This is a genomic window from Ramlibacter sp. (assembly GCF_029866045.1).
Classification (GTDB): Bacteria; Pseudomonadota; Gammaproteobacteria; order Burkholderiales; family Burkholderiaceae_C; genus Ramlibacter.
This window is the reverse complement of record NZ_JARXAB010000021.1, coordinates 90,481-112,484: the sequence shown is the minus strand read 5'-3', so window position 1 is coordinate 112,484 and position 22,004 is coordinate 90,481. Positions and strand designations below refer to the sequence as shown.

Genomic DNA, 22,004 nt, shown 5'->3' with positions numbered 1-22,004 from the left:
CTCCCTTGGCGGGTTCGGCTCTTACAGAGACCGAGAACATCCTGCCTATGTCCGAACAGAACCAGCCCGAAGGCTCCCAGCCCGCGCCCGCAGAGGGCTACGGCGAGAGCAGTATCCAGATCCTGGAAGGCCTGGAGGCGGTGCGCAAGCGACCCGGCATGTACATCGGGGATACGTCGGATGGCACAGGATTGCATCACCTGGTGTTCGAGGTGGTCGACAACTCGATTGACGAGTCGCTGGCCGGTCACTGCGACGACATCGTGGTCACCATCCATACCGACAACTCGATCAGCGTCACCGATAACGGCCGTGGCATTCCCACGGGCGTGAAATGGGACGACAAGCACGAGCCCAAGCGCTCGGCCGCTGAAATTGCACTCACTGAGTTGCACGCGGGTGGCAAGTTCAACCAAAACAGCTACAAGGTCTCGGGGGGCCTGCACGGCGTGGGTGTGTCTTGCGTGAACGCACTCTCGAGCTCGTTGCGCCTGGTGGTACGCCGCGAGGGCAAGGTCCACACCCTGGAGTTCAGCAAGGGCTTCGTGGTGCAAAGCGGGGAGGTGGCGGAGGAAACCGGTCCCAAGGGCGAACGTGCCGTGGTGCGGCCGATGAAGATCACCGGTGACACCGAGAAGCGTGGTACGGAGGTGCATTTCCTCCCCGACACCGACATCTTTCGCGAGAACCACGACTTCCACTACGAGATCCTCGCCAAGCGCTTGCGTGAGCTCTCCTTCCTGAACAACGGCGTCAAGATCCGTCTGCACGACGAGCGCTCTGGCAAGAGCGATGACTTCTCGGGGGCAGGCGGCGTCAAGGGGTTTGTTGACTTCATCAACAAGGGCAAGCAGGTCCTGCATCCCAACGCCTTCATCGCCACCGGCGAAAAAATGAGCGACCAGGCCACCAACATCACCGTTGAAGTGGCCATGCAGTGGAACAGTGGCTACAACGAGCAGGTGCTGTGCTTCACCAACAACATCCCGCAGCGTGACGGCGGTACCCACCTGACCGGCCTGCGCGCGGCGATGACTCGCGTTATCAACAAATACATCGACGAGAACGAATTGGCCAAAAAGGCCAAGGTCGAGATCTCCGGTGACGACATGCGCGAGGGTCTGACCTGCGTGCTGTCGGTCAAGGTGCCCGAGCCCAAGTTCTCCAGTCAGACCAAGGACAAGCTGGTCTCCTCCGAGGTGCGTGGCCCGGTCGAAGACGTGGTGGCCAACAAGCTCAATGAGTACCTGCAGGAGCGGCCTAACGACGCCAAGATCATTGTTGGCAAGATCGTCGAAGCCGCCCGTGCCCGCGAGGCCGCCCGCAAGGCCCGCGAGATGACCCGTCGCAAGGGCGTGCTCGACGGCATGGGCTTGCCGGGCAAGCTGGCCGACTGCCAAGAGAAAGATCCTGCGCTGTGCGAGATCTACATCGTCGAGGGCGACTCCGCCGGCGGCTCGGCCAAGCAAGGCCGCGACCGGAAGTTCCAGGCCATCCTGCCACTGCGCGGCAAAATCCTGAACGTGGAGAAGGCGCGCTACGAGAAGCTTCTCACCAGCAATGAAATTCTCACGCTGATCACCGCCTTGGGCACCGGCATCGGCAAGGCTGGCGGTGCGCCTGGCCAAGGTGGTGCGGACGACTTTGACGTGGCCAAGCTGCGCTACCACCGCATCATCATCATGACCGACGCGGATGTGGACGGCGCGCACATCCGCACCCTGCTGCTCACGTTCTTCTATCGGCAGATGCCCGAACTCGTCGAGCGAGGTCACATCTACATCGCTCAGCCTCCTCTATACAAGGTCAAGGCTGGCAAGGAAGAGCTCTACCTCAAGGACGGCAGTGAGCTGGACGTCTTCTTGCTGCGCATTGCGATGAACGGCGCCAGCGTGAGCACGGGCGGTGCGGCACCCACGGTGCTCCAGGGCGAAACCTTGGCCGAACTGGCTCGCAAGCACCAGGTCGCCGAGCAGGTCATTGCTCGCTTGGCAGGTTACCTGGACGCTGAGGCCCTGCGTGCGGTGGCCGATGGCGTACGCCTCGATCTGGACACCGTTGCGACGGCCGAAGTGTCGGCGGCGGCACTTCAGGCCAAGTTGCAGGAGATCGATCGCCTGACCAATGCCGCACCCGCCGAAGTCGCCGCCGAATTCGATGTGCGTACCGACAAACCTATCCTGCGCATCAGCCGCCGCCACCACGGCAACATCAAGAGCAGCGTGATCACACAGGAGTTCGTTCACGGCGCCGACTACCGCGCCCTGGCCGAGGCGGCCGACACCTTCCGCGGCCTGCTGCACGAAGGTGCGGTGGTGCGCCGCGGCGAGGGTGAGCGGCAGAAGGAGGAGAAGGTCGGTGACTTCCGACAGGCCATGCGCTGGCTGATCGGCGAAGCCGAGCGTGCCACCGCCCGCCAGCGTTACAAGGGCTTGGGCGAGATGAACCCCGCGCAGTTGTGGGAAACCACCATGGACCCCACGGTACGACGCCTGCTGAGGGTGCAGATCGACGATGCGATCGAAGCCGACCGCGTCTTCACCATGCTCATGGGCGACGAGGTGGAACCCCGCCGCGAGTTCATTGAGACCAATGCACTGCGCGCGGCCAATATCGACGTTTGAGATCGACGTCTGAGTAGCCCCATGTCTCGCTGACCGGGGCACGCGTGTGGCGCGTACGCTGTTCCCGGTGCGCAGGACCTGACGCGCATGACGGGTGGCACTTTACGAGTGGCGCGTGACGAGTGACGCTTTGCGAGTGGCGCTTTACCAGCCGCCGAAGGACAGGCCGCCGTTGACGCTCACCGTCTGCCCCGTCACCTGCGCGGCTGCATCACTCGCCAGGAAGGCCACCACGTGTGCCACCTCTTGCGCGGTCGGCGCGCGCCCGCCGGGGAAGCGGTCGTTGAGCTTGGTAAACAGCTGCTGCTGAAAGGCGGCATCACCGCCGAAGATGCGGTCCCAGGAGGGCGTGTCCGAGGTCAGGGTCATCGCGACGCTGTTGACCCGGATCCGCCAGCGCGAAAACTCCTTGGCCAGGGCTTTGGTCATGAGAATCACCCCTGCGCCCACCGCGCCCACGATGGACTCGCCAGGTGTCGGATGCCGGGCGGCGTCGGTGGTCAGCATGACGACCGACCCACCTTGTTCTCGCAGGAAGGGCACGGCCGCATGCACCGGCAGGATGCGCGGAAGAAACCGGGTTTGGTAGGCGGTGACGATCTCTTCGGCGCTCATCTCGGCGAAGGGCTTGGGCGCAACGCGCCCCTCGGCGCCGGCGCTCACCAGAATGTCCAGTCGACCCTCGAGCCCCGCCGCTTGCTGCACGACGCGGGCCGCCTCGTGCGGGTCGATGCAGTCGCCCGTGGCCAGGTGGACCCGGCCCGAGAGCCCCTGCAGGGCCTTCAGCGCAGCGTCGCCGCGCTCCTGCCCGCGGCCGTTAATCACCACAGTGGCGCCGCGGGCCGCGAGCATGCCGGCCACCTGAAAGCCAACGCCGCCGGTCGAGCCGGTGATCAGGGCAACCCGGCCCGCAAGGCCGGAGGAAGTGTCAGCGAGCCAGTCTTGCAATGCGTTCTCCTTCTTGTGCCAAAGCATCCCGAAAATCCGGATGCGCAATCCGCACCATGGCCTCGACCCGGGCCATCAACCCCTTGCCGCGCAAATCGGCGACGCCGAATTCGGTGACCACCTTGTCGACGTCGCAACGTGGCGTGGTGACCACCGCATCGGCCAGGCGCGGCACGATGCGGCTGACGGTGCCCCCGCGGGCGGTGGACGGCAGCAGTGTGATGGCCTGTCCGCCTTTCGAGGCGCGCGCGCCCCGCAGCAGCGACAACTGACCCCCGACCGCACCGACATAGCGGCCCTGCGCGGTCTCGGCATTGATCTGGCCGGTCAGGTCGACCTCGAGCGCCCCGGTGAGGGCGACGAACTGGGGCTGCGCAGCCAGGGTACAGAGGGCGTGCGTGTACGAAGGCGGCGCCAGCCGCAGGGGCGGCCTCTGGCGCACGAAATCCAGCAGGCGAGTGCCGCCCATCAACAGGCCTGCGACGGTGACGCCGCGGTCCAGCCCCTTGCGCGCGTTCGTCACCACGCCCGCTTCGATCAGGTCCACGACGCGGTCTACCAGGATGGGCGAGTGGATGCCGAGGTCGCGGTGGTTCATCAGCGCTTGCAAGACGCGATCGGGCAGGTTGCCGACACCGAGGGACAGCGTCGCGCCATCGTCGATCAGGCCCGCTGCATACCGGGCGATGGCTTGATCGGCTTCGTTGGCAGGGGCGCTCTCGCCGCCCATCGGCGTGGGCGGGCGGCGGGTTCTCACCACCAGAGAGGGCTGGATGTCCGCGGGCAGTTCAGCGCCGGGCACGCAGGGCCAGTCCTCGTTGACCTCCAGGATCACGACCCGCGCCCGGCGTGCCGCCGCCAGCGTGTAGTCGACGTTCAAGCCGAGGAACAAGCGCCCTTGGGCGTCGGGGCCGCTTGCCGACAGCAGGGCCACGTCGCAACGCATCGCGCCGCTTTCAAACAGGGGCCCGAGCTCGATGTAGTGGTCCGGCACCATGTCCAGCACGCCCGCCGCTGCCAGCTGGGCGTTGCTGCCGGTGGCGCACCAGCTTTGCAGGCGCAGGGTGTCTGCGCAGGAGGCATCGAAAGCGCTGTCAAAGCCCGGACCGAGAAAGACGTCGATCGGTCCCAGGGCATGTCGCTGTGACACGAGTTGTTGCGTCAGGCCGTAAGGCTCGCCCAGGCCCTGGGAGACAACCACCGCATCGCCGGGTTTCACCCAGGCGCGCAAGTCCAACTTGACTGGCGGTGAAGAAGTCATGGCGCGCGTTTTCTCATCGAAAATGCATCATACATTTTCTCCCTGTATGCGCACTCCGACCCTGGGCGGGTGCGCTGCTGCGTACCGGCCTTAGCCCCCACGGGTATGGCAACGGTGGCGGAAATCAGGACGCGACTTGGCCCACCCCGCGCCGCGCCACCTGCAGAAGCAGGGCCTCCAGTTGCTGGATGTCTGGTGGCTTGGGCAGGTGGGCGTCGAAGCCGGCCTCCTGGCTGCGCGCGCGAGCGGGGCCGTCTGCATAGCCTGACAGGGCGATCAGATAAAGGCCTTTTTGCTGCGGGTCGGCCCGCAGCCGGCGGGCCAGCTGATAGCCGTCCATCTCGCCGGGCAGGCCAAGGTCGGAAATGAGGACATCCGGCGATCCCTGCTTGGCCAGCGCCACCCCGGCCTCACCGTCGTGGCAGACCTCCACCTCGTGCCCGCTCAGCGCGAGCAACTCGCCCAGGGTCTCGGCCGCGTCAAGGTTGTCTTCCACGACGAGAATGCGTAGCCTGCTCCGGTCTTGGGCAGCCACCGGCGCAAGCCCGGTTGAAGCGCTCCCCGTCGGCGGAGGTGAAGCGCCGACGGGATCTGCGCCGGGGCGTTCGCCGGCGTGCTCGCTCGCCAATGGAAGCCACAGGGTGAAGGTCGCGCCCAGGTCGGGTCCAGGGCTCTTCGCTTCGATATGGCCGCCGTGCAAAGTAGCGAGGCCCTGTGTGAGCGCCAGGCCCAGACCGAGGCCGCCGCGGCTGCGTGAGAGGTCCTGCGCCCCCTGCTCAAAGGGGTTGAACAGCCGGCCGAGTAATTCGCTTCCGATGCCGACGCCCGTGTCGGCGACCCGCATCATGGCCTGCTGGAGCACCATGTCGACGCGTACTTCCACCGTGATCAGTCCGCCAGCGTGGCTGAAGCGGCCCGCGTTGTTCAGCAAATTGCCCAGCATCTGCGCCAGGCGAACCGCGTCGCCCTCGACCCAGATCGGCGTTTCCGGCACATCGATGAGAAGGCGCAATCCCTCACTTTCCAGGCTCGCTTGGTAATCCTCTGCGGTGTCCCTGGCGATCTGCGCTAGGTTGCAGCGATCAAAGCGCAGCGCCAGTTTGCCGCGTCCAATGCGCGACACGTCCAGCAGATCATCAATCAGGCGTGTCATGTGGTCCACCTGGCGCGCGATGACCTCTCTAATGCGGGCCAGGCGCGGATCACCTGGGTCGAGACGCCGCATGATCTCGACCGCGCTGCGCACAGGTGCCAGTGGGTTGCGCAACTCGTGGGCCAACACGGCGATGAAGTCGTCTTTGCGGCGGTCGGTCTCGCGCAGTCGCTCGGCGTTTTCCCGGAGGGCGTCGGCCGCCTCCTGTCGTGAGCTGATGTCGATGACCGTCGCCAGTACCAGTCCGCTCGAGGACCCCTGCAGCGGAGTCAGCCCCACTTCAACCGGAAACTCGGTCCCGTCTCTGCGGCGCGCCCGTAGGTCCCGGCCCGCGCCCATGACGCGCGCCGAGGGGTTGGCATGAAAGGTGGCACGGTGGGCCGCGTGCTGATGGCGCGCCGGTTCGGGTACCAGCAGGTCGATCGGCTGGCCGACCAGTTGCTCTCGATCCCATCCGAACAGCCGCCCTGCCTGCGAGTTGACCAGTTCGATCAGGCCGGCGCGGTTCACGACCACCATGGCCGCGGGAGAGGCCTCTAGCGTCTCTCGCATGCGCTGCTCCCGCAGGGCGAGCTCCTGCTGGGCGCGCAGCAGGTTCTCCTGCCGCGCGGACGCAATCCGCAGGCTACGCAGGCGGCTCTCATTGAAGCCGCTGAAGATCAGCCCATAGGCAAAGAGCATCACAACGCGTCCCCATTCGTCGGGACTATTGGGCCACCCGAAGGCCTGGCCGGGCTGGGCCAGGGCCAGCTCGCCGATGAAGGTACACAGCAAGGTTGCCAGCAGGCCTGGGCCCCAGCCCCCAAACCAGGACGCGACCAGTGGTGCAGCCAGCAAGATGAGGGTGGGTGCGCGACCGCCCAGGCCTTCGCTCATCGCTATTCGCAGGGCGATGAAAGCGATACTGCAGGCCAACGCCATGCCGTACCGTTGGGCCCAATGTCGGCGCGCGGGAAGTTGTGCGCCAGTCGTTGGAAGCGCTGGAACCATAGGGAAAGGCCCAAAGGGCCAATCTATCGCGCGCCCGAGCCGGCTCGCTCGGGACGACCGTAACTTGTCGCCGAGCTTGTAATCGGAGGGCCGCCTATGATGCAGTCGGTTTCATCCACATCGTATCGACGCAGGAGAAGTGCACATGAAAGACTTGGCATGGTTGGTGCTCGGGTTGCTGTTGTTTCTGGGGGCGCACTCCACCCGCGTCGTGGCCGAGGACTGGCGCGGCCGGCAGCTGGCCCGTTGGGGCGAGAAGGGCTGGAAGGGCGCGGTCGCCCTGGTGTCGCTCGCCGGCTTCATCCTGCTTATTTGGGGCTATGGCCAGGCGCGGCAGGCGCCCGTGCTGCTGTGGCAGCCGCCGCGCGGCATGAACCACCTGGCCGCTTTGCTGACTTTGGTCGCCTTCATCCTGCTGGTGGCCGCCTACGTGCCGCGCAACGCGATCCGGGCGAGGTTGCGCCATCCCATGGTGCTCAGCGTGAAGATCTGGGCCCTGGCCCACCTGCTGGCCAATGGCACCTTGGCGGCGGTGGTCCTGTTTGGCGCTTTCTTGATCTGGGCGGTGGTCGACTTCCGGGCCGCGCGTCAGCGTGACCGTGCATCGGCGTTGCAGGGAGAGGCCGGCGCAGCGCCGCTTCCCTCGTCCGCCCTGGCCACCGCGCTCACGGTGGTGATTGGCGCTGTCGCCTGGGCCGGGTTTGCCTTCTGGGCCCATGGCGCCTGGATCGGCGTGCGCCCGCTCGGCTGAGGCGCCCAGGCCTAGCGCCTTGCGCGCTGCGCGCACGCTGCGCGCATGCTTGCCGTTGCCGACGGTCAGCGCGCCCGGCGGGCTTCGAGTCGCAGGAACACCGCCGTTCCCAGACCCAGCGGCAGCAGATAGAACAGCAGCCTGTAGCTCACCATCGCGGCCAGCACCATTGGCGCGGGTAACCGGTGTGAAAGCAAAGCCATGAAGACGGCCTCCAGCACGCCAAGTCCGGCTGGCACATGGGCGATGGCCCCGGCAACGGCCGCCACCAGCAACACCGCCAGCACCTGCACATAAGGCACCTGGCCCTGAAACAGGAGCGTCAGCAGCGCGCCCATGGTGGCCCAGTGCCCGACCGAAACCCCCGCCTGCGCCAGCGCCAATCCCAGGCGAGGGACCGACCAGACTTGCCGCCGGAACACCAGGGTCCGCCCCCCATGCCATATGCACAAGCCGAGGTAAAGAAGGCCGAGGCCGAGCAGGCCCAGGCCCAGCCAGCGCATGCCGCCACGGGCAAGTTCTGGCAGACCCCAGGCCGGCGGTAGCTCTGGGGGAGAGAGCGAGAACACGGTGCCTGCCAGCAGCAAATAGCCCAACCAATTGCTCACCAGGCTGAAGGTGACGATACGCGCGATGCACCCGACCGGTAGGCCCAGTCGTGTGTACAACCGGGCGCGGCAGGCCAAGCCGCCCAGCACCGAGCCCAGGCAGAGGTTGAAGGCGTAGCTGGTGGTCCCAATGAGCAGCACCAGGGAGGTAGGCAGTTGGTGGGCGGTGTAGCGGCGCCCGAGAATATCCAGGCAGCCATAGAGCACATGGCTGGTCAGGGCCATGGCGGTAGCCGCTAGCAGCAGATGCGGCGACATCTCGGCCAGGGCCCGGCCCACCGCAGCGCCGTCGATACGACCGGCCTGCCGGGCCAGCACCACGATGAGGGCGATGGCCAGCAGCAGGCCCAGGCCTCGCCCCAACCAGGGCTTCAGCCAAGGCCAGCGCCAACGCCGCGGCGCCTGGCTGGCACTCATCCCGCGTCCCGGGGCGCCAGGGTGGCGGCTCGAAGCTGTTGCGCGGGGCGCGGCAAGCCGCGGGCCCAGCCGGGAAACTTGCGCATCAGGTGAAAGGCCAGGTAGGTGCGCAGCAGCGCCAGCCCGCGCACGCGCGGCAGGGCTTGGACGAGCACTTCGCGGCAGTCGCGCAGCATCAGCGTGCTCAGGTGAGCGTGGAGCATGGCGTTGAAGCCGAGGTCGTCGACTTCGAGGTTGGCCTCGAGGTTGAGGGCCAGACTCAGCGGGTCCAGGTTGCTCGAGCCCACGGTTGACCAACGCTGATCGGCCAAGGCCACCTTGCCGTGCAGCGGTCGCAGGCGGTACTCGAAGATCCGGACGCCTGCGCTCAGCAGGTGGAGGTAGAGCGTGCTCGCCGCTGCGCGGGCGATCGGCATGTCCGGCCGGCCTTGGAGGATGAGCCGGACGTCGACCCCCCGCCTGGCCGCCAGGCGCAACTCGCGCACCAGACGGTAACCGGGAAAGAAATAGGCATTGGCAATCAGCACCCGTTCCCGCGCGGCGCGGATCGCGGCGCGGTAGTGGCGCTCGATGTCGTCCGGATGGTCGTGGTTGTCACGCACGGCCAGCCGGACGCGCATTTCGCCGGCGGGCGCGGGTGTGGCCAGCGACGGCCGTGGCCGCGTGGGCAGTTGACGCAACAGGAACAGCCGCAGGTCGGCGACCAGAGGACCGTGGACCTCGACCGCGTAGTCCTGCTTGGCTCCCGGACCGTGCTCGGTGAGGTGATCGGCCGAGAAGTTGATGCCGCCGACGAAAGCGGCAGCGCCATCGACCACCACGATCTTGCGGTGCAGCCGGCGCAGCGCCCAGGGTCGCCAGCCGAAAGGGCGTGGGCCCGGGTCGAACACATGCAGCCGAACGCCCGCCTCGACCAGGCTGCGAACAAACGCCTCAGACAGGCCCGGCGTGCCCCAGCCGTCGACGGTCAGGTCGACCTCGACCCCGCGCCGGGCCGCCGCAACCAGCAGCGCGCCCAACTGCAGCCCGACCCGGTCTTCGAACAGGATGAAGGTCTCCAGCAGCAGCTCCCATCGGGCGCTGGAGATGGCGTCAAAGAGGCGCGGGAAAAAGGCATTACCGTTTTCCAGCAGAGCCACGGCATTGCCCTCGACCCAGGGGTCGCTGCTGATGGCGGCGGGTGTCTTGCGCATGCGGCCCACCCTGCGCTCAGAGATGAACCTCCGCTGCCAGTGGCGCGTGGTCCGACAAGTGGGACCAGGGCTTGCGCGGAAGCACGACCGGCAGGTGGGCCGAGGCATTACGCACATAGATCCGGTCCAGCGCCAGCAGGGGCAGGCGCGCGGGAAAGGTCTTGGCTGGCACGCCATAGGCGGTGACAAAAACCTCGCGCAGACGCGCCCCTTGCCACAGGACGGCGTCGGCACGCCGGCGCCAGTCGTTGAAGTCGCCAGCGACGATGAGCGGCGCGCCGGGCGGGACCTCACCGCGCACCATCGCGCAGAGCATCGCCAGCTGCTGCTGGCGATGGCCCTCGAGCAGACCCAGATGGACGCAGATCACATGAACCTCGACCGGCATGCCCGGTAGGCGCAGCACGCAGTGCAGCAGCCCGCGCTTTTCCGGCCCGGCGATGGAGACGTCGTGGTTCTGGTCGTGGACGATGGGGAACTTGGACATCAGCGCGTTGCCATGGTGGCCCCGTGGTGACACCGCGTTGCGCCCATACGCGTACTGCGGCCAGATGTCGTCGGCGAGAAATTCGTAGTGCGGGGCCTCAGGCCAGCCGCTGAGCGGCGCCGCGCCGTCCTGCGGGTGGCCCAGCACTTCTTGCAGGAACACGATGTCTGCGCCCACCTTGCGCACCGCATCCCGCAACTCAGGCAGGATGAAGTGCCGGTTGAAAAAGGAAAAGCCCTTGTGGATGTTGACCGTCATGACGGTCAGCACCGGGCTGGGCTTGGGTGTCTGCTGCATGGTCGGCGGTGGGGCGGCGCCCCTCGGCGCTAAGCCCCCCCGTGTTTTACGGTTGCGCTGGGCGGCGGTGGGTAGGACCTTGCCGCAGTGCGCTGCCGGCCACGGCGCCGGCAGGCTTCTGGCCGCGCGGGGACTCAGTGGTGATGGCGCTGGCCGCCATGCTCCTCATGGCCGTGGTGCCCGTCCCGGTGATGCTCGCCCCCGTGGCCCATGCGCCGGCCCTGCTCGTCAAACCGCTTTTGCTGCTCCGCGCTGAGCCGTGAGTAGAAGGCGCGGGTGGCCGCCTCACGCTGGTCCATCTGCGCCATGTGCTGCTTGCGCATGGCCTGCATCTGGTCGAGGCGCTGGGGCGTGGTCATCTTTTCCATCGCCGCGCGATCGGGCATCTGGGGTGCCGTGGCCGGCGGTCGCAGGGCGTTGCTGAACTCGGTCCACGCAGGCTCTTGGGCGGGCGTGATCTGCAGCGATTTCTTGAGCTCTGCCATGCGCTGGTCGTAGCGTTTTTGCATCTTGGCTGAGTCGTAGGACCGGCCGTGGTGGCCGTGGCGCTCATGCATCTCGCCGTGGCCTTTGGCCTGCCGGTGTGCGCCCGAGGCGGCGGGGGTGGGCGCCGGCGTCGTGGCCTGCGCGAAGGCGGTGCCTGCGAGCAAGGCCAGCGCAGCGGCGGCCAACTGGTGGCGGCCTAGCAGAGGTGTCATGGAAAAAGTCATGGTCAGGTTTCCTTCCTGGGGTGGACTGCGCAAGTGGCAGCGTGGTCACAGTGTGGTCGCTGCTTGTGAAGACCGGATGCGGTCGCTGTTGCCTCGAGGTAAAGATCCGGTGACAAATCTCGGCTGAGTGGCCCAGGCCTGCCGTTGCTCGAACGGCCCGCTGCGAGGACCCCAGAGCATCACGATGGCAGCGATGAGCGCTGAGCAAGGAGTCCGCCCCTGGTGCTTATTGCACCGCGTAGCCTTCCTCGGCAATCGCATGGGCGATGGCCTCGCGCGGCTGGGTGGTCTCTACCTCGACCTTGCCCGCGGGCCGGTCGATCTTGACCTCAGCGGCCGGGTCCACGCGTTGCACCGCCTGGGTGACAGCACGCTCGCAGTGGCCGCAAGTCATGCCCTGCACTTGGAAGTTCTGGTTCATCGCTTGCTCCTTTTGTATGTCCGGTGTGTCGATCAGGCCTCGTATCCTGCACCCTCCCGGGCGCGCCAGGGTGGGTGCATGATGGCAATTCCATTTGGCCTCGGGCTTGATCTGCCTCAACTCCTGCCCTTGTCACCCTGGCAAGGTTCACTCTGCCACCATGAAGTCCGTGACCACGATCTCCACCTCGACATCAGCGACCCAAGCCGGCCAGGCGGAGCCTGTCGCAACCCCCGTTGCTGTCGCCACGCTCGATCTGGGCGTGGGCGGCATGACCTGCGCCTCTTGTGTCAGCCGCGTCGAGCGCGCCTTGGCACGCGTGCCGGGCGTGGAGCAGGCCACGGTCAATCTCGCCACCGAGTCGGCGCGCGTGCTGTATGCGCCGGGTGAGGAGTCCGTCGCCCGCATTCGCCGTGCAGTGCGTGAGGCGGGCTATGAGCCGCGTGCGGCAGACGCGGTCTTTGCTGAAGATCTGTCGCCGTGGGCTGGCTTCGCCCCGGTGGCCTTGGCTCTGGCCCTGTCCTTGCCGCTGGTCCTGCCGATGGTGGGCGACCTGGCCGGCCGGCACTGGATGCTGCCGGCCTGGTTGCAGTTTCTGTTGGCTTCGCCAGTGCAGTTCATCCTCGGCGCCCGCTTTTACCGGGCCGGATGGCACGCGCTCAAGTCGGGCACCGGCAACATGGACCTGCTGGTGGCGGTGGGCACTTCTGCTGGCTGGGGGCTGTCGATGTGGATGTGGCTGGCCCAGGGTTCGGCCCACCTGTACTTCGAGGCCTCGGCGGTGGTGGTGGCCCTGGTTCTTCTGGGCAAATGGCTGGAGGTGCGGGCCAAGCGCCAAACCACCTCCGCCATCCGGGCGCTGCAGGCCTTGCGGCCCGAGCACGCCCACGTGCTGAAGTCGGGGCCTGCCGGCGGCATCGAGGAAGACCTGCCCTTGGCCGAGGTGCTGGCCGGCGACCGCCTGGTGGTGCGCCCGGGCGAGCGCTTGCCCGCGGATGGTGTGGTCGAGGAGGGCGCGACCCATGTGGATGAGTCCATGCTCACGGGCGAGCCCCTGCCGGTCAGCAAGGGCGTTGGCGCGCGGGTGACCGGCGGCAGCATCAACGCCGAGGGCCGCATCGTCATGCGGGCCACCGCCGTGGGTAGCGAGTCGGTGCTGGCCCGCATCATCCGTTTGGTGGAAGACGCGCAGGCGGCCAAGGCGCCGATCCAGCGGCTGGTCGATCAGGTCAGCGCGGTTTTTGTGCCGGTGGTCATGGGCCTGGCGCTGATCACCCTGATCGGCTGGCTGCTTGCCGGATCCGGCGTGGAGACGGCCCTGATCCGCTCGGTGGCGGTGCTGGTGATTGCGTGCCCCTGCGCCCTGGGTCTGGCGACCCCGGCGGCCATCATGGCGGGCACCGGGGTGGCTGCCCGCCATGGCATTCTGATCAAGGACGCGCAGGCTTTGGAGCTGGCGCATCGCGTGGACACGGTCGCTTTCGACAAGACCGGCACGCTGACCGTCGGCCGGCCGCGCCTTGTCGCTTTTATCTCTGCGCCTCGCGCCGGCGTCGAGGCCGCTTTTGCCGAGGCCGATGCCCTGGCGATGGCCGCCAGCTTGCAAGGCGGCAGCGAGCACCCGCTGGCCCGCGCGGTGGTGATGGCGGCCCAGACGCGCGGCTTGCTTGTGCCCGCGCCAGATGCGGCGCGGGCGGTGGCCGGCCTGGGCGTGGAGGGCGAAGTGGGTGGGCGCAGCTTTCTGATCGGTAGCCGGCGCTGGATGACCGACTTGGGTGTCGACCTGTCGGGCCTGACCGAGCCCCTGGCGCGTTGGGGCGAGGAGGGCGCCACCTTGTCGGTCTTGGCCGAACGAGTGACCGAGGGTCTCATCGCCCGGGCGCTGATGGTCTTCGCCGACGAGGCCAAGCCCGAAGCCCGCGACACCTTGGCGCAACTGCGTGCGCGTGGCTTGCGGCTGGTGTTGATTTCCGGCGACAACCGCGCCGCGGCGCTCGCGATGGGCGCCCGGCTGGGGCTGCACGAGGACGAGGTGCGCGCCGAGGTGTTACCAGGCGACAAGGCGGCCCAGGTGGCGCTGCTGCAAGAGGGCGAAAACGGCCGCCGGCGCGTGGTGGCCATGGTGGGTGACGGCGTCAACGACGCGCCTGCTCTGGCCGCCGCCGACGTGGGGCTGGCCATGGCTACGGGGACCGACGTGGCCATGCACGCGGCCGGCATCACGCTGATGCGGGGTGACCTGCGCCTGGTCGCTGGGGCCTTGTCGATCTCGGACCGCACCGTGCGCAAGATCCGGCAGAACCTGTTCTGGGCCTTTGCCTATAACGTTGCCGGCATCCCGCTGGCGGCCCTGGGTTACCTCAACCCGGTGGTGGCCGGCGCGGCCATGGCCCTGTCCAGTGTGAGCGTGATGAGCAATGCGCTGCTGCTGCGGCGTTGGCGCGGCACGGGCCCGAGCGTCCAACGCCCCTGAATGCGCTCCGGGGTGATCCCCGACAATCTGCGGGCATGTCTGCGGCCCCACTCGTTCCGCCCGCTGTGTCCGACCCTGGCTCGACGCCTTCCTTCGGCCGGCTGCTTTCCCTCGCGCTGGCGCTGTCTCTTGGGGCGGCGGTGTCCCTGGGGGTAACCCGCTTCGCCTACGGCCTGCTGCTGCCGCCGATGCGGGCCGATCTGCAATGGAGCTACACACTGGCCGGGGCGATGAATACCGCCAACGCGCTGGGCTATTTTCTGGGGGCACTCCTCACCCCGTGGCTGCTGCGCCGGCTCGATGGCGCGGGCGTTCTTCTCTTGGGCACCTGGCTGGCCAGCCTGTTCATGGGGCTGACCGGTTTTTTTACCGACGCGGCCCCCCTCCTGCTGCAGCGCCTGCTGGTCGGCGTGGCCAGTGCCATGCTGTTCATCGCCGGTGGCCTGCTGGCCGCGCGTCTGGGTGCGCAGATGCCGTCGCGCAACGGGCTGCTGCTGGGGGTGTACTACGGCGGTACGGGTCTGGGCATTGTGTTGTCTGCGCTCTTGGTTCCACCCCTTCTGGAGGCGGCTGCGCAGGTGCCGCATGGCTGGGCCTGGGCCTGGTGGGTCTTGGCCCTGGCCTGCGCGCTGGCCTCGGCGCTGCTGGCGTGGCCGGCTCGCGTGCTGCGCCAGTTGCAGGCGCCCGTTGCATCCGCTGCGGACGCCGCCGCCGTGTTTCGCTGGCGCGACTTCGCGCCGGGGCTGGCTGGCTATGCGATGTTCGGCGTAGGCTATATCGGCTATATGACCTTCGTGGTCGCTTTGCTGCGCGAGCAGGGGGTGGCTGCGGGCCGCATCACGGTCTTTTACGCCCTGTTGGGTGCCGCGGTGGTGGCCTCCTCCCGCATCTGGGCGGGCCTCCTCGATCGCTACCGTGGCGGCCAACCCCAGGCCCTGCTCAATGGCTTGCTGGGGCTGGCCATTTTCATTCCGGTCGTGACCGGGTACTTCCCGATGCTGATGGTCTCGGGCCTGATGTTCGGTGGCATTTTTCTCTCAGTGGTCGCATCCACCACGGCCCTGGTGCGCCACAACCTGCCGCCTTCGCAATGGGCGGCAGGCATCAGCGCCTTCACCATCGTGTTTGCGCTGGGACAGATCGTCGGACCCTCGGTGGTGGGTTGGATCGCCGACGGGCCTGGCGGCCTGACCCGGGGCCTGGCCTTCTCGGCCGGCGCGCTTTGGCTCGGCGCGCTCATCGCGCTGCGCCAGCGCGCCCGCGCCTGATCAGCCCGGCAGGCCTTCTGCCTTGATGGCCGCCTGCACCGCAGGTCGGGCGGCCATGCGCGCACGGAAGGCTGCCAGGTGGGTCAGGCCGGTGATGTCGACTTTGACCACCGCGGCCCAGCGGCTCACCGTGAAGAGGTAGGCGTCAGCGACGCAGAATTCGTCGCCCATGAGGTACGCGGACTTGGCCAGCTCGCCGTCCACCCACTGGAAGCGGCCGGTGAGGCGGGTGCGGAAGATCTGCTTGACGTCATCGGTCAGGGACGGGTTGAACAGCGGAGAGAAGCCCTTGTGCAGCTCGGTGCCGATGAAGGTCAGCCACTCCTGTAGGTGGTAGCGGGGCAGGGTGCCGTTGGGTGGGGCCAGTTTTTTCTCGGGGACCTGGTCCGCGATGTATTGCACGATCGCCGGGCCCTCGCGCAGGCGGCTGCCGTCGTCGAGCAAGGGAACATAGCCCAAGGGGTTGAGGGTGTAGAAGTCCGTGCCATCGGGCAGCTTGTGGGTCTTGGTGCTGGCCAGCACTGGCTCGAAGGCCAGGCCGGACTCGCGCAGCACGATGTGGGGGGAGAGGGAGCAGGCGCCAGGGGAGTAATACAGCTTCACGGGGGTTCCTGAGGGAGTGTGAATGGACGGGTGGAGGCCGGCGGTGGCGCAGGGGCCGCGACCGATGCGACGCGATGGTAGCGCGCCTCGACCACCTGCTCTCCCGGTCGCTTCCCAAGCAAGAACATGCCGCTACAATGTACACAAAGCCCGACTTGTACAAATGCAAACCCTTTCACTCAGCGACTTCCGCGCCCATGTGTCCGAAATGCTCGATCTGGTCGAGAAGGGCGAAACCGTGCGCATTCTTCGCCGCGGCAAGCCGGTGGCCGAACTGGTTCCCCTGCGGGCCGAGGATGCAGAGCCTCCGAGCTACCTCCAGCCCTTCGAGCCCGTCATGTCTCTGCCCGAGGGCTATTCGGCCGTCCGAAAGCTCATTGACGATCGCCAAGACGCGCCCTGGTAAGTCCATGCGAGTCCTTTTTGATACGTCCGCGCTTCTTAAGCGTTATCTCCCCGAGCCTGGCCGAGAGGCCATGCTCGCGTGGTTTGCTCGCGCTCGCCCGGTGGTGACCGCGCCGCATTGCCGGGTGGAGCTCTATTCGGCCTTGAACCGTGTGCGCAGGGACGCCCGCACCAGCGAGGAGGCCTACCGCAAGACCTGCGACGAGGTCGAGCGCAACTTCGATGCCTTCGACGTCGTGCCCTGGACCACGGTGATGGAGCGGGCCGCGATTCGGGCATTGGAGGCGAGTCCCCTGCGCGCCGGCGATGCCCTGCACATCGCTGCGGCCGTGGCGGCAGGTGTCGACCACTTCATCACTGCGGACCAGCGCCAATACCAGGGCGCGCTCGCCGTCGGCCTGAAGGCCACCCTCTTGGACAATTGACGGAGCTTCCTATGCTGTACCCCCAGGAATTCGACGTCATCGTCGTCGGTGGCGGCCATGCCGGCACCGAGGCTGCGCTGGCCGCGGCCCGGATGGGCTGCGAGACCCTGCTGCTCTCCCACAACATCGAGACCCTGGGTCAGATGTCCTGCAACCCGTCGATCGGCGGCATCGGCAAGGGCCATCTGGTCAAAGAGGTGGACGCGCTTGGCGGCGCGATGGCGCTGGCTACGGACGAGGGTGGCATTCAGTTCCGCATTCTCAACAGCTCCAAGGGGCCGGCGGTGCGCGCCACCCGGGCCCAGGCCGACCGCATTCTCTACAAGGCGGCCATTCGCCGGATGTTGGAGAACCAGCCCCACCTCACCCTGTTCCAGCAAGCGGTCGACGACCTGATGGTTGAAGGCGACCGGGTGGTGGGCGCGGTGACTCAGGTCGGCATCCGATTTCGGGGGAGGGCGGTGGTGCTCACTGCTGGCACCTTTCTGGACGGCAAGATCCACGTGGGCCTAGACAACTACGCCGCCGGCCGGGCGGGCGACCCGCCGGCGGTCAGCCTGTCGGCGCGGCTCAAGGAACTCAAACTCCCGCAGGGCCGCCTCAAGACGGGCACCCCGCCGCGGCTCGATGGCCGGACCATTGATTTTTCCCAGTGCGAGGCGCAGCCCGGCGACCTGGACCCGGTGCCCGTGTTCAGCTTCATGGGCCGTGCCGAGATGCACCCGCGCCAGGTGCCTTGCTGGATCACCCACACCAACGAGCGCACCCACGAGATCATCCGCTCCGGCTTCGACCGCAGCCCGATGTTCACCGGGAAAATCGAGGGCGTGGGCCCGCGCTACTGCCCCAGCGTCGAGGACAAGATCAACCGCTTTGCGGGCAAGGACAGCCACCAGATCTTCCTCGAGCCCGAGGGCCTGACCACCCACGAGATCTACCCCAACGGAATCTCGACCAGCCTGCCGTTTGATATCCAGTACGCGCTGGTTCGCTCGATCAAGGGTCTGGAAAACGCCCACATTCTGCGGCCCGGTTATGCGATCGAGTACGACTACTTCGACCCGCGCGGCCTCAAGAGCAGCTTTGAGAGCCGGTCCATCCAGGGCCTGTTCTTCGCCGGCCAGATCAACGGCACCACTGGCTATGAGGAGGCGGCGGCCCAGGGGCTGTTTGCCGGACTCAATGCCGCCTTGCAGGTGAAGGGGGCGGCGCCTTGGCTGCCGGCCCGCGACGAGGCCTACCTCGGCGTGCTGGTGGACGACCTCATCACCAAGGGCGTGACCGAGCCCTACCGGATGTTCACCAGCCGCGCCGAGTTCCGTCTGCAGCTGCGGGAGGACAACGCCGACATGCGCCTCACCGAAGCTGGCCGCCGGCTGGGCCTGGTGGACGACGCTCGCTGGGACGCCTTCAGCCGCAAGCGCGACGCTGTTTCACGTGAAACCGAGCGACTCAAGGCCACCTGGGTCAACCCCCGCAACCTGCCGGCGGCAGAGTCGGAGCGGGTGCTCGGCAAGGCGATTGAGCACGAATACAACCTGGGCGATCTCCTGCGCCGGCCTGGGGTTGCCTACGAAATGCTCGTCGGCATGGATGGCGCCCGGTTTGCGAGCCCCTCTGTTTCACGTGAAACGCTGGGCGAGCTGTACCAGCCCGTCGTCGAGCAGATCGAGATCGGCGCCAAGTACGCCGGCTACATCGAGCGGCAGAAAGACGAGGTCCAGCGGGCGGGGTACTACGAGGGCCTTCGCCTGCCGGACGAGCTGGATTACCAGCAGGTGGCCGCCTTGAGCATCGAGGTCCGGCAAAAGCTGGCCCGGCACCGGCCCGAGACGCTGGGACAGGCGTCCCGCATCTCCGGGGTCACCCCGGCGGCCATTTCCCTGCTATTGGTCCACCTCAAGCGCGGGCGGTACCGCGGCTTCGACGGCGCAGCGGTCGAGGCCCGGGAGGCGGCGTGAGCGGACGTGGGCCGGCTACCGGCGGTGCTGCCCCAACCGACAAGCGGGAGGGCATGGCGCGGGATGTGGCTGCGGGGGTGGCTGGAGGGATGGCCGCGGCCTTGACCCAAGGGCTGGATCAGCTGGGGTTGGCATTGGGGGCGGGGCAGCAGGCCCAGCTGCTCGCCTATCTGGGCCTGATCCAGAAATGGAACCGGGTCTACAACCTCACCGCCCTGCGCCGCCCGGACGAGATGTTCAGCCACCACCTGATGGACAGCCTGGCGGTGGTGGCGCCGCTGTGCCGGCAACTGGGCCTCACTTACGGTGACTCCGCCGTTGCCTCGGCCGCGGCTCCTGGCGCCCGACCCCTTCGGGTGCTGGATGTGGGTTCTGGTGCCGGCCTGCCCGGCGTGGTCCTGGCCATCTGCTGCCCTGGGTTGGCGGTGGACTGCGTGGACACCGTGGCCAAGAAGGCGGCCTTCATCCAGCAGGTCGCTGCCCAGCTTCAATTGGGCACGCTGCGCGGTGTGCATGAGCGGGTCGAGCGCCTGTCTGGCCCCTATGACCTGATCTGCTCGCGCGCCTTTGCCTCGCTCGCCGACTTCGTGAACTGGTCGGGCCAGGCCTTGGCGGAGGAGGGCGTCTGGCTGGCCATGAAGGGCAAGCACCCGTCCGAGGAGATCGCCGCCCTGCCAGCCCATGTGGGCGTGTTTCACGTGGAACCGCTGCAAGTGCCTGGGCTGGCGGCCGAGCGTTGCCTGGTCTGGCTGAGAAAAGGCTTGGCCGCCGTCGACACGACACCCGCCTGAAGTGTTCTTGCCGACGTCACGAGTCGGCAGCACCGCGTCCGTCCCGTAAACTCGGGCCTGCCCCCGGAGCGGCGCTGCCTGTCACCGCCGCCCCGGTTTTTCCAGACCTCTAGACTGGCCCGGACCACCGGGCACCCGATGTTCGGTATTGCAGACTACGGCGCCTTCGTCGCCGCGATCATCCTGTTCCTGGCCATTCCCGGCCCGGGCAATCTGGCCTTGATCACCTCAACCAGCAAGGGCGGTATTGCAGGCGGCCTGGCCGCCACCCTGGGCGTGATCGCGGGCGACCAGGTCTTGCTGTGGGCTGCGGTCGCTGGCGTCGCCGCGCTGTTGGCGGCGTGGCCGCCGGCCTTCCATGCGGTGCAGTGGGCGGGCGCCGCCTACCTGGCTTGGCTGGGTTTTCGTATGCTGACCGCCAAGCCTGGTGACGCACCCGTCTTGAACATCCGGCCCCGCCATTACTTCCGCCAGGCCGGTCTCATCACCCTGCTCAATCCGAAGGCCATTGTTTTTTATATGGCTTTCTTCCCGCTCTTCGTGGACCCGGCCCGGCACCAGGGGCTGCTGACTTTCGGGGTGATGGCGCTGACCATTGCCGCCCTGACTTTTGCCTACGGACTGGTGGTGGTCTTGCTCACCCACTTTCTGGCCGAGCGTCTGCGGACGCTGCCGATGCTGACCCGCGCCCTCGAGAAGTTCGCCGGGCTTTGTCTTTTGGGCTTCGGTCTGCGCCTTGTGATTTCTCGCTAAATCAGCAAGTAAGCAAGTACTTTCATTTATCCAACGACCCCCTCAGAGGACGCCATGGCCAAGATCTTTTGTGTCGCAAACCAGAAGGGCGGGGTGGGCAAGACCACCACCACCGTCAACCTGGCCGCCGGTCTGGCACTTGTCGGCCAGCGGGTGCTCCTGGTCGACCTAGACCCGCAGGGCAACGCCACGATGGGCTCGGGGGTGGACAAGCGAGAGCTGGTCCAGAGCGTCTACGACGTGTTGCTGGGGGAGGCCGGTGTGGCCGAAGCGCGCGTCCGGGCCGAGGCCAGCTGCTACGACGTGCTGGGCGCCAACCGCGACCTGGCCGGCGCGGAGGTGGAGTTGGTTGACCTGGATCGGCGCGAGCGCCGCCTGGCCGAAGCCCTGGCGGTGGTCGACGCCGAGTACGACCTGGTGCTGATCGATTGCCCGCCTTCGCTGTCGATGCTGACCCTCAATGGCCTCTGCGCCGCCCATGGCGTGATCGTGCCGATGCAGTGCGAGTACTTCGCGCTCGAAGGCCTGTCGGATCTGGTCAACACCATCAAGCAGGTCCATGGCAACCTGAATCCCAAGTTGGAAGTCATCGGCCTTTTGCGTGTGATGTTCGATCCGCGCATCACCTTGCAGCAGCAGGTGAGTGAGCAGCTCAAAGCGCATTTCGGCGACAAGGTGTTTAACACCGTGATTCCGCGCAACGTCCGCCTGGCCGAAGCCCCCAGCTATGGTCTGCCCGGCGTGGTGTTCGACACCGCGGCCAGGGGTAGTCAGGCCTATGTGGAATTCGCCCGAGAGATGGTGGAGCGCATCCAGAAGCTGTGAGGTCCACGCGCCGGCCCTGCGTACGCGCATGTCCCGCCCCTTGACCCAAACCACCACCGCCTCACCACCCGTCACCATCGCTTTACCTCCATGCGACCGGACCACGTCCTCCTCCTGCCGGGCTGGCATGACAGCGGCCCCGACCACTGGCAAAGCCGCTGGGAGCAGCTGCAGGGATACCACCGGGTAGCGCAACACGACTGGGAACGGCCCTTGCGCGGTGACTGGTCTGCGCGGCTCGAGGAGGTGGTGCTGTCCCGGCGGGAGCCGGTGCTGCTGGTGGCGCACAGCCTGGGCTGTCTGCTGGTGGCGGCCTGGGCTTCGCATTCCCGCCATACCGCCCGCGTGCGCGCGGCCCTGCTGGTGGCGCCCGGTGACACCGAGCGACCCGAGTTGCTTGCGCCGCTGCGCAGCTGGTCGCCGATCATCCGCCAGCGCCTGCCGTTTCCGACCCTCTTGGTCGGCAGCCGCAACGATCCTTTTTGCGGCTTCGAGCGCGCCCAGGGCTTGGCCACTGACTGGGGCGCGCGCTTTCATGACGCAGGCGAGGCCGGGCACATCAATGCCGACTCGAAGCTGGGCGACTGGGCCGAAGGCCACGCGCTCCTTGCCGCACTGATTTCCGAATGACCAAAAACCA

General features: G+C 67.2%; 20 protein-coding genes. 11 read left to right on the top strand and 9 right to left on the bottom strand.

Annotated features, from left to right (window positions below; all coding sequences use genetic code 11):
- Positions 1-47: 47 nt before the first annotated feature.
- Entirely contained in the window at positions 48-2,624 is a 2,577-nt protein-coding gene (gyrB, locus tag QE494_RS02105; RefSeq protein WP_300041047.1) for a DNA topoisomerase (ATP-hydrolyzing) subunit B, read from the top strand.
- 144 nt (positions 2,625-2,768) lie between these two features.
- Here gyrB and QE494_RS02100 read toward each other — a convergent pair whose 3' ends face one another.
- The 3 genes from QE494_RS02100 to QE494_RS02090 form a co-directional block, all read right to left on the bottom strand.
- The gene (locus tag QE494_RS02100; protein WP_300041045.1) at positions 2,769-3,572 is read right to left on the bottom strand and encodes an SDR family NAD(P)-dependent oxidoreductase; all 804 of its coding nucleotides are present in this window, start codon (positions 3,570-3,572) and stop codon (positions 2,769-2,771) included.
- On the bottom strand, positions 3,553-4,833 hold the full coding sequence (locus tag QE494_RS02095) for an acetyl-CoA hydrolase/transferase family protein (protein WP_300041043.1): 1,281 nt from the start codon (positions 4,831-4,833) through the stop codon (positions 3,553-3,555). Before QE494_RS02095 ends, QE494_RS02100 begins: the two co-directional genes overlap by 20 nt.
- 124 nt (positions 4,834-4,957) lie before the next feature.
- Positions 4,958-6,907: an ATP-binding protein gene (locus tag QE494_RS02090; RefSeq protein WP_300041041.1), complete on the bottom strand. Its 1,950-nt coding sequence runs from the start codon at positions 6,905-6,907 to the stop codon at positions 4,958-4,960.
- 223 nt (positions 6,908-7,130) lie between these two features.
- On the opposite strand from QE494_RS02090, the gene QE494_RS02085 reads away from it, so the two are divergent.
- A complete protein-coding gene (locus QE494_RS02085; RefSeq protein WP_300041145.1) occupies positions 7,131-7,727 on the top strand; it encodes an NnrU family protein in 597 nt (198 codons plus the stop codon).
- Between the two features lie 65 nt (positions 7,728-7,792).
- Here the strand turns inward: QE494_RS02085 and QE494_RS02080 are convergent, their stop codons facing one another.
- The 5 genes from QE494_RS02080 to QE494_RS02060 form a co-directional block, all read right to left on the bottom strand.
- Complete coding sequence (locus QE494_RS02080) at positions 7,793-8,752, bottom strand: lysylphosphatidylglycerol synthase domain-containing protein (protein ID WP_300041039.1); 960 nt, start codon at positions 8,750-8,752, stop codon at positions 7,793-7,795.
- Positions 8,749-9,945, bottom strand: a complete 1,197-nt coding sequence (gene clsB, locus QE494_RS02075) for a cardiolipin synthase ClsB (RefSeq protein ID WP_300041037.1) — start codon at positions 9,943-9,945, stop codon at positions 8,749-8,751. Before clsB ends, QE494_RS02080 begins: the two co-directional genes overlap by 4 nt.
- A gap of 16 nt (positions 9,946-9,961) precedes the next feature.
- Positions 9,962-10,729: an endonuclease/exonuclease/phosphatase family protein gene (locus tag QE494_RS02070; protein WP_300041035.1), complete on the bottom strand. Its 768-nt coding sequence runs from the start codon at positions 10,727-10,729 to the stop codon at positions 9,962-9,964.
- Between the two features lie 134 nt (positions 10,730-10,863).
- Positions 10,864-11,439: a Spy/CpxP family protein refolding chaperone gene (locus QE494_RS02065; RefSeq protein ID WP_300041032.1), complete on the bottom strand. Its 576-nt coding sequence runs from the start codon at positions 11,437-11,439 to the stop codon at positions 10,864-10,866.
- A gap of 226 nt (positions 11,440-11,665) precedes the next feature.
- A complete protein-coding gene (locus QE494_RS02060; protein ID WP_300041029.1) occupies positions 11,666-11,860 on the bottom strand; it encodes a heavy-metal-associated domain-containing protein in 195 nt (64 codons plus the stop codon).
- A gap of 271 nt (positions 11,861-12,131) precedes the next feature.
- Between QE494_RS02060 and QE494_RS02055 the strand changes: the two genes are divergently transcribed.
- Both QE494_RS02055 and QE494_RS02050 read left to right on the top strand, forming a co-directional pair.
- Positions 12,132-14,333 carry a cation-translocating P-type ATPase gene (locus tag QE494_RS02055; RefSeq protein ID WP_300041143.1) on the top strand — a complete coding sequence of 734 codons (2,202 nt, stop codon included), beginning with the start codon at positions 12,132-12,134 and terminating at the stop codon, positions 14,331-14,333.
- A 35-nt stretch (positions 14,334-14,368) separates the two neighbouring features.
- On the top strand, positions 14,369-15,601 hold the full coding sequence (locus QE494_RS02050) for a YbfB/YjiJ family MFS transporter (RefSeq protein WP_300041027.1): 1,233 nt from the start codon (positions 14,369-14,371) through the stop codon (positions 15,599-15,601).
- On the opposite strand, the gene gstA is transcribed toward QE494_RS02050, so the two are convergent.
- A complete protein-coding gene (gene gstA, locus QE494_RS02045) occupies positions 15,602-16,204 on the bottom strand; it encodes a glutathione transferase GstA (RefSeq protein ID WP_300041025.1) in 603 nt (200 codons plus the stop codon).
- 163 nt (positions 16,205-16,367) lie between these two features.
- Here gstA and QE494_RS02040 point away from each other — a divergent pair, with 163 nt between their 5' ends.
- The 7 genes from QE494_RS02040 to QE494_RS02010 all read left to right on the top strand — a co-directional run bounded on the left by QE494_RS02040 (position 16,368) and on the right by QE494_RS02010 (position 21,994).
- Complete coding sequence (locus tag QE494_RS02040) at positions 16,368-16,610, top strand: type II toxin-antitoxin system Phd/YefM family antitoxin (RefSeq protein ID WP_300041023.1); 243 nt, start codon at positions 16,368-16,370, stop codon at positions 16,608-16,610.
- 4 nt (positions 16,611-16,614) lie between these two features.
- Entirely contained in the window at positions 16,615-17,034 is a 420-nt protein-coding gene (locus tag QE494_RS02035; RefSeq protein WP_300041021.1) for a type II toxin-antitoxin system VapC family toxin, read from the top strand.
- An 11-nt stretch (positions 17,035-17,045) separates the two neighbouring features.
- Entirely contained in the window at positions 17,046-18,995 is a 1,950-nt protein-coding gene (gene mnmG, locus QE494_RS02030; protein ID WP_300041019.1) for a tRNA uridine-5-carboxymethylaminomethyl(34) synthesis enzyme MnmG, read from the top strand.
- An 89-nt stretch (positions 18,996-19,084) separates the two neighbouring features.
- Positions 19,085-19,786 carry a 16S rRNA (guanine(527)-N(7))-methyltransferase RsmG gene (rsmG, locus tag QE494_RS02025; RefSeq protein WP_300041141.1) on the top strand — a complete coding sequence of 234 codons (702 nt, stop codon included), beginning with the start codon at positions 19,085-19,087 and terminating at the stop codon, positions 19,784-19,786.
- Between the two features lie 138 nt (positions 19,787-19,924).
- Positions 19,925-20,539, top strand: a complete 615-nt coding sequence (locus tag QE494_RS02020) for a LysE family translocator (RefSeq protein WP_300041017.1) — start codon at positions 19,925-19,927, stop codon at positions 20,537-20,539.
- A gap of 54 nt (positions 20,540-20,593) precedes the next feature.
- Complete coding sequence (locus QE494_RS02015) at positions 20,594-21,364, top strand: ParA family protein (protein ID WP_300041015.1); 771 nt, start codon at positions 20,594-20,596, stop codon at positions 21,362-21,364.
- Between the two features lie 90 nt (positions 21,365-21,454).
- Positions 21,455-21,994, top strand: a complete 540-nt coding sequence (locus QE494_RS02010) for an alpha/beta hydrolase (protein WP_300041012.1) — start codon at positions 21,455-21,457, stop codon at positions 21,992-21,994.
- The last annotated feature ends 10 nt before the right edge of the window (positions 21,995-22,004 follow it).

Bases quoted from the DNA above. Each gene is read 5' to 3' on its own strand.
- rsmG (WP_300041141.1), top strand. From the start codon at position 19,085: ATGGCCGCGGCCTTGACCCAAGGGCTGGATCAGCTGGGGTTGGCATTG.
- gyrB (WP_300041047.1), top strand. From the start codon at position 48: ATGTCCGAACAGAACCAGCCCGAAGGCTCCCAGCCCGCGCCCGCAGAG.
- QE494_RS02065 (WP_300041032.1), bottom strand. From the start codon at position 11,439: ATGACTTTTTCCATGACACCTCTGCTAGGCCGCCACCAGTTGGCCGCC.
- QE494_RS02055 (WP_300041143.1), top strand. From the start codon at position 12,132: ATGACCTGCGCCTCTTGTGTCAGCCGCGTCGAGCGCGCCTTGGCACGC.
- clsB (WP_300041037.1), bottom strand. From the start codon at position 9,945: ATGCGCAAGACACCCGCCGCCATCAGCAGCGACCCCTGGGTCGAGGGC.
- mnmG (WP_300041019.1), top strand. From the start codon at position 17,046: ATGCTGTACCCCCAGGAATTCGACGTCATCGTCGTCGGTGGCGGCCAT.
- QE494_RS02020 (WP_300041017.1), top strand. From the start codon at position 19,925: ATGTTCGGTATTGCAGACTACGGCGCCTTCGTCGCCGCGATCATCCTG.
- QE494_RS02090 (WP_300041041.1), bottom strand. From the start codon at position 6,907: ATGGCGTTGGCCTGCAGTATCGCTTTCATCGCCCTGCGAATAGCGATG.
- QE494_RS02095 (WP_300041043.1), bottom strand. From the start codon at position 4,833: ATGACTTCTTCACCGCCAGTCAAGTTGGACTTGCGCGCCTGGGTGAAA.
- QE494_RS02050 (WP_300041027.1), top strand. From the start codon at position 14,369: ATGTCTGCGGCCCCACTCGTTCCGCCCGCTGTGTCCGACCCTGGCTCG.
- QE494_RS02060 (WP_300041029.1), bottom strand. From the start codon at position 11,860: ATGAACCAGAACTTCCAAGTGCAGGGCATGACTTGCGGCCACTGCGAG.
- QE494_RS02070 (WP_300041035.1), bottom strand. From the start codon at position 10,729: ATGCAGCAGACACCCAAGCCCAGCCCGGTGCTGACCGTCATGACGGTC.
- QE494_RS02035 (WP_300041021.1), top strand. From the start codon at position 16,615: ATGCGAGTCCTTTTTGATACGTCCGCGCTTCTTAAGCGTTATCTCCCC.
- QE494_RS02080 (WP_300041039.1), bottom strand. From the start codon at position 8,752: ATGAGTGCCAGCCAGGCGCCGCGGCGTTGGCGCTGGCCTTGGCTGAAG.
- QE494_RS02040 (WP_300041023.1), top strand. From the start codon at position 16,368: ATGCAAACCCTTTCACTCAGCGACTTCCGCGCCCATGTGTCCGAAATG.
- QE494_RS02010 (WP_300041012.1), top strand. From the start codon at position 21,455: ATGCGACCGGACCACGTCCTCCTCCTGCCGGGCTGGCATGACAGCGGC.
- QE494_RS02015 (WP_300041015.1), top strand. From the start codon at position 20,594: ATGGCCAAGATCTTTTGTGTCGCAAACCAGAAGGGCGGGGTGGGCAAG.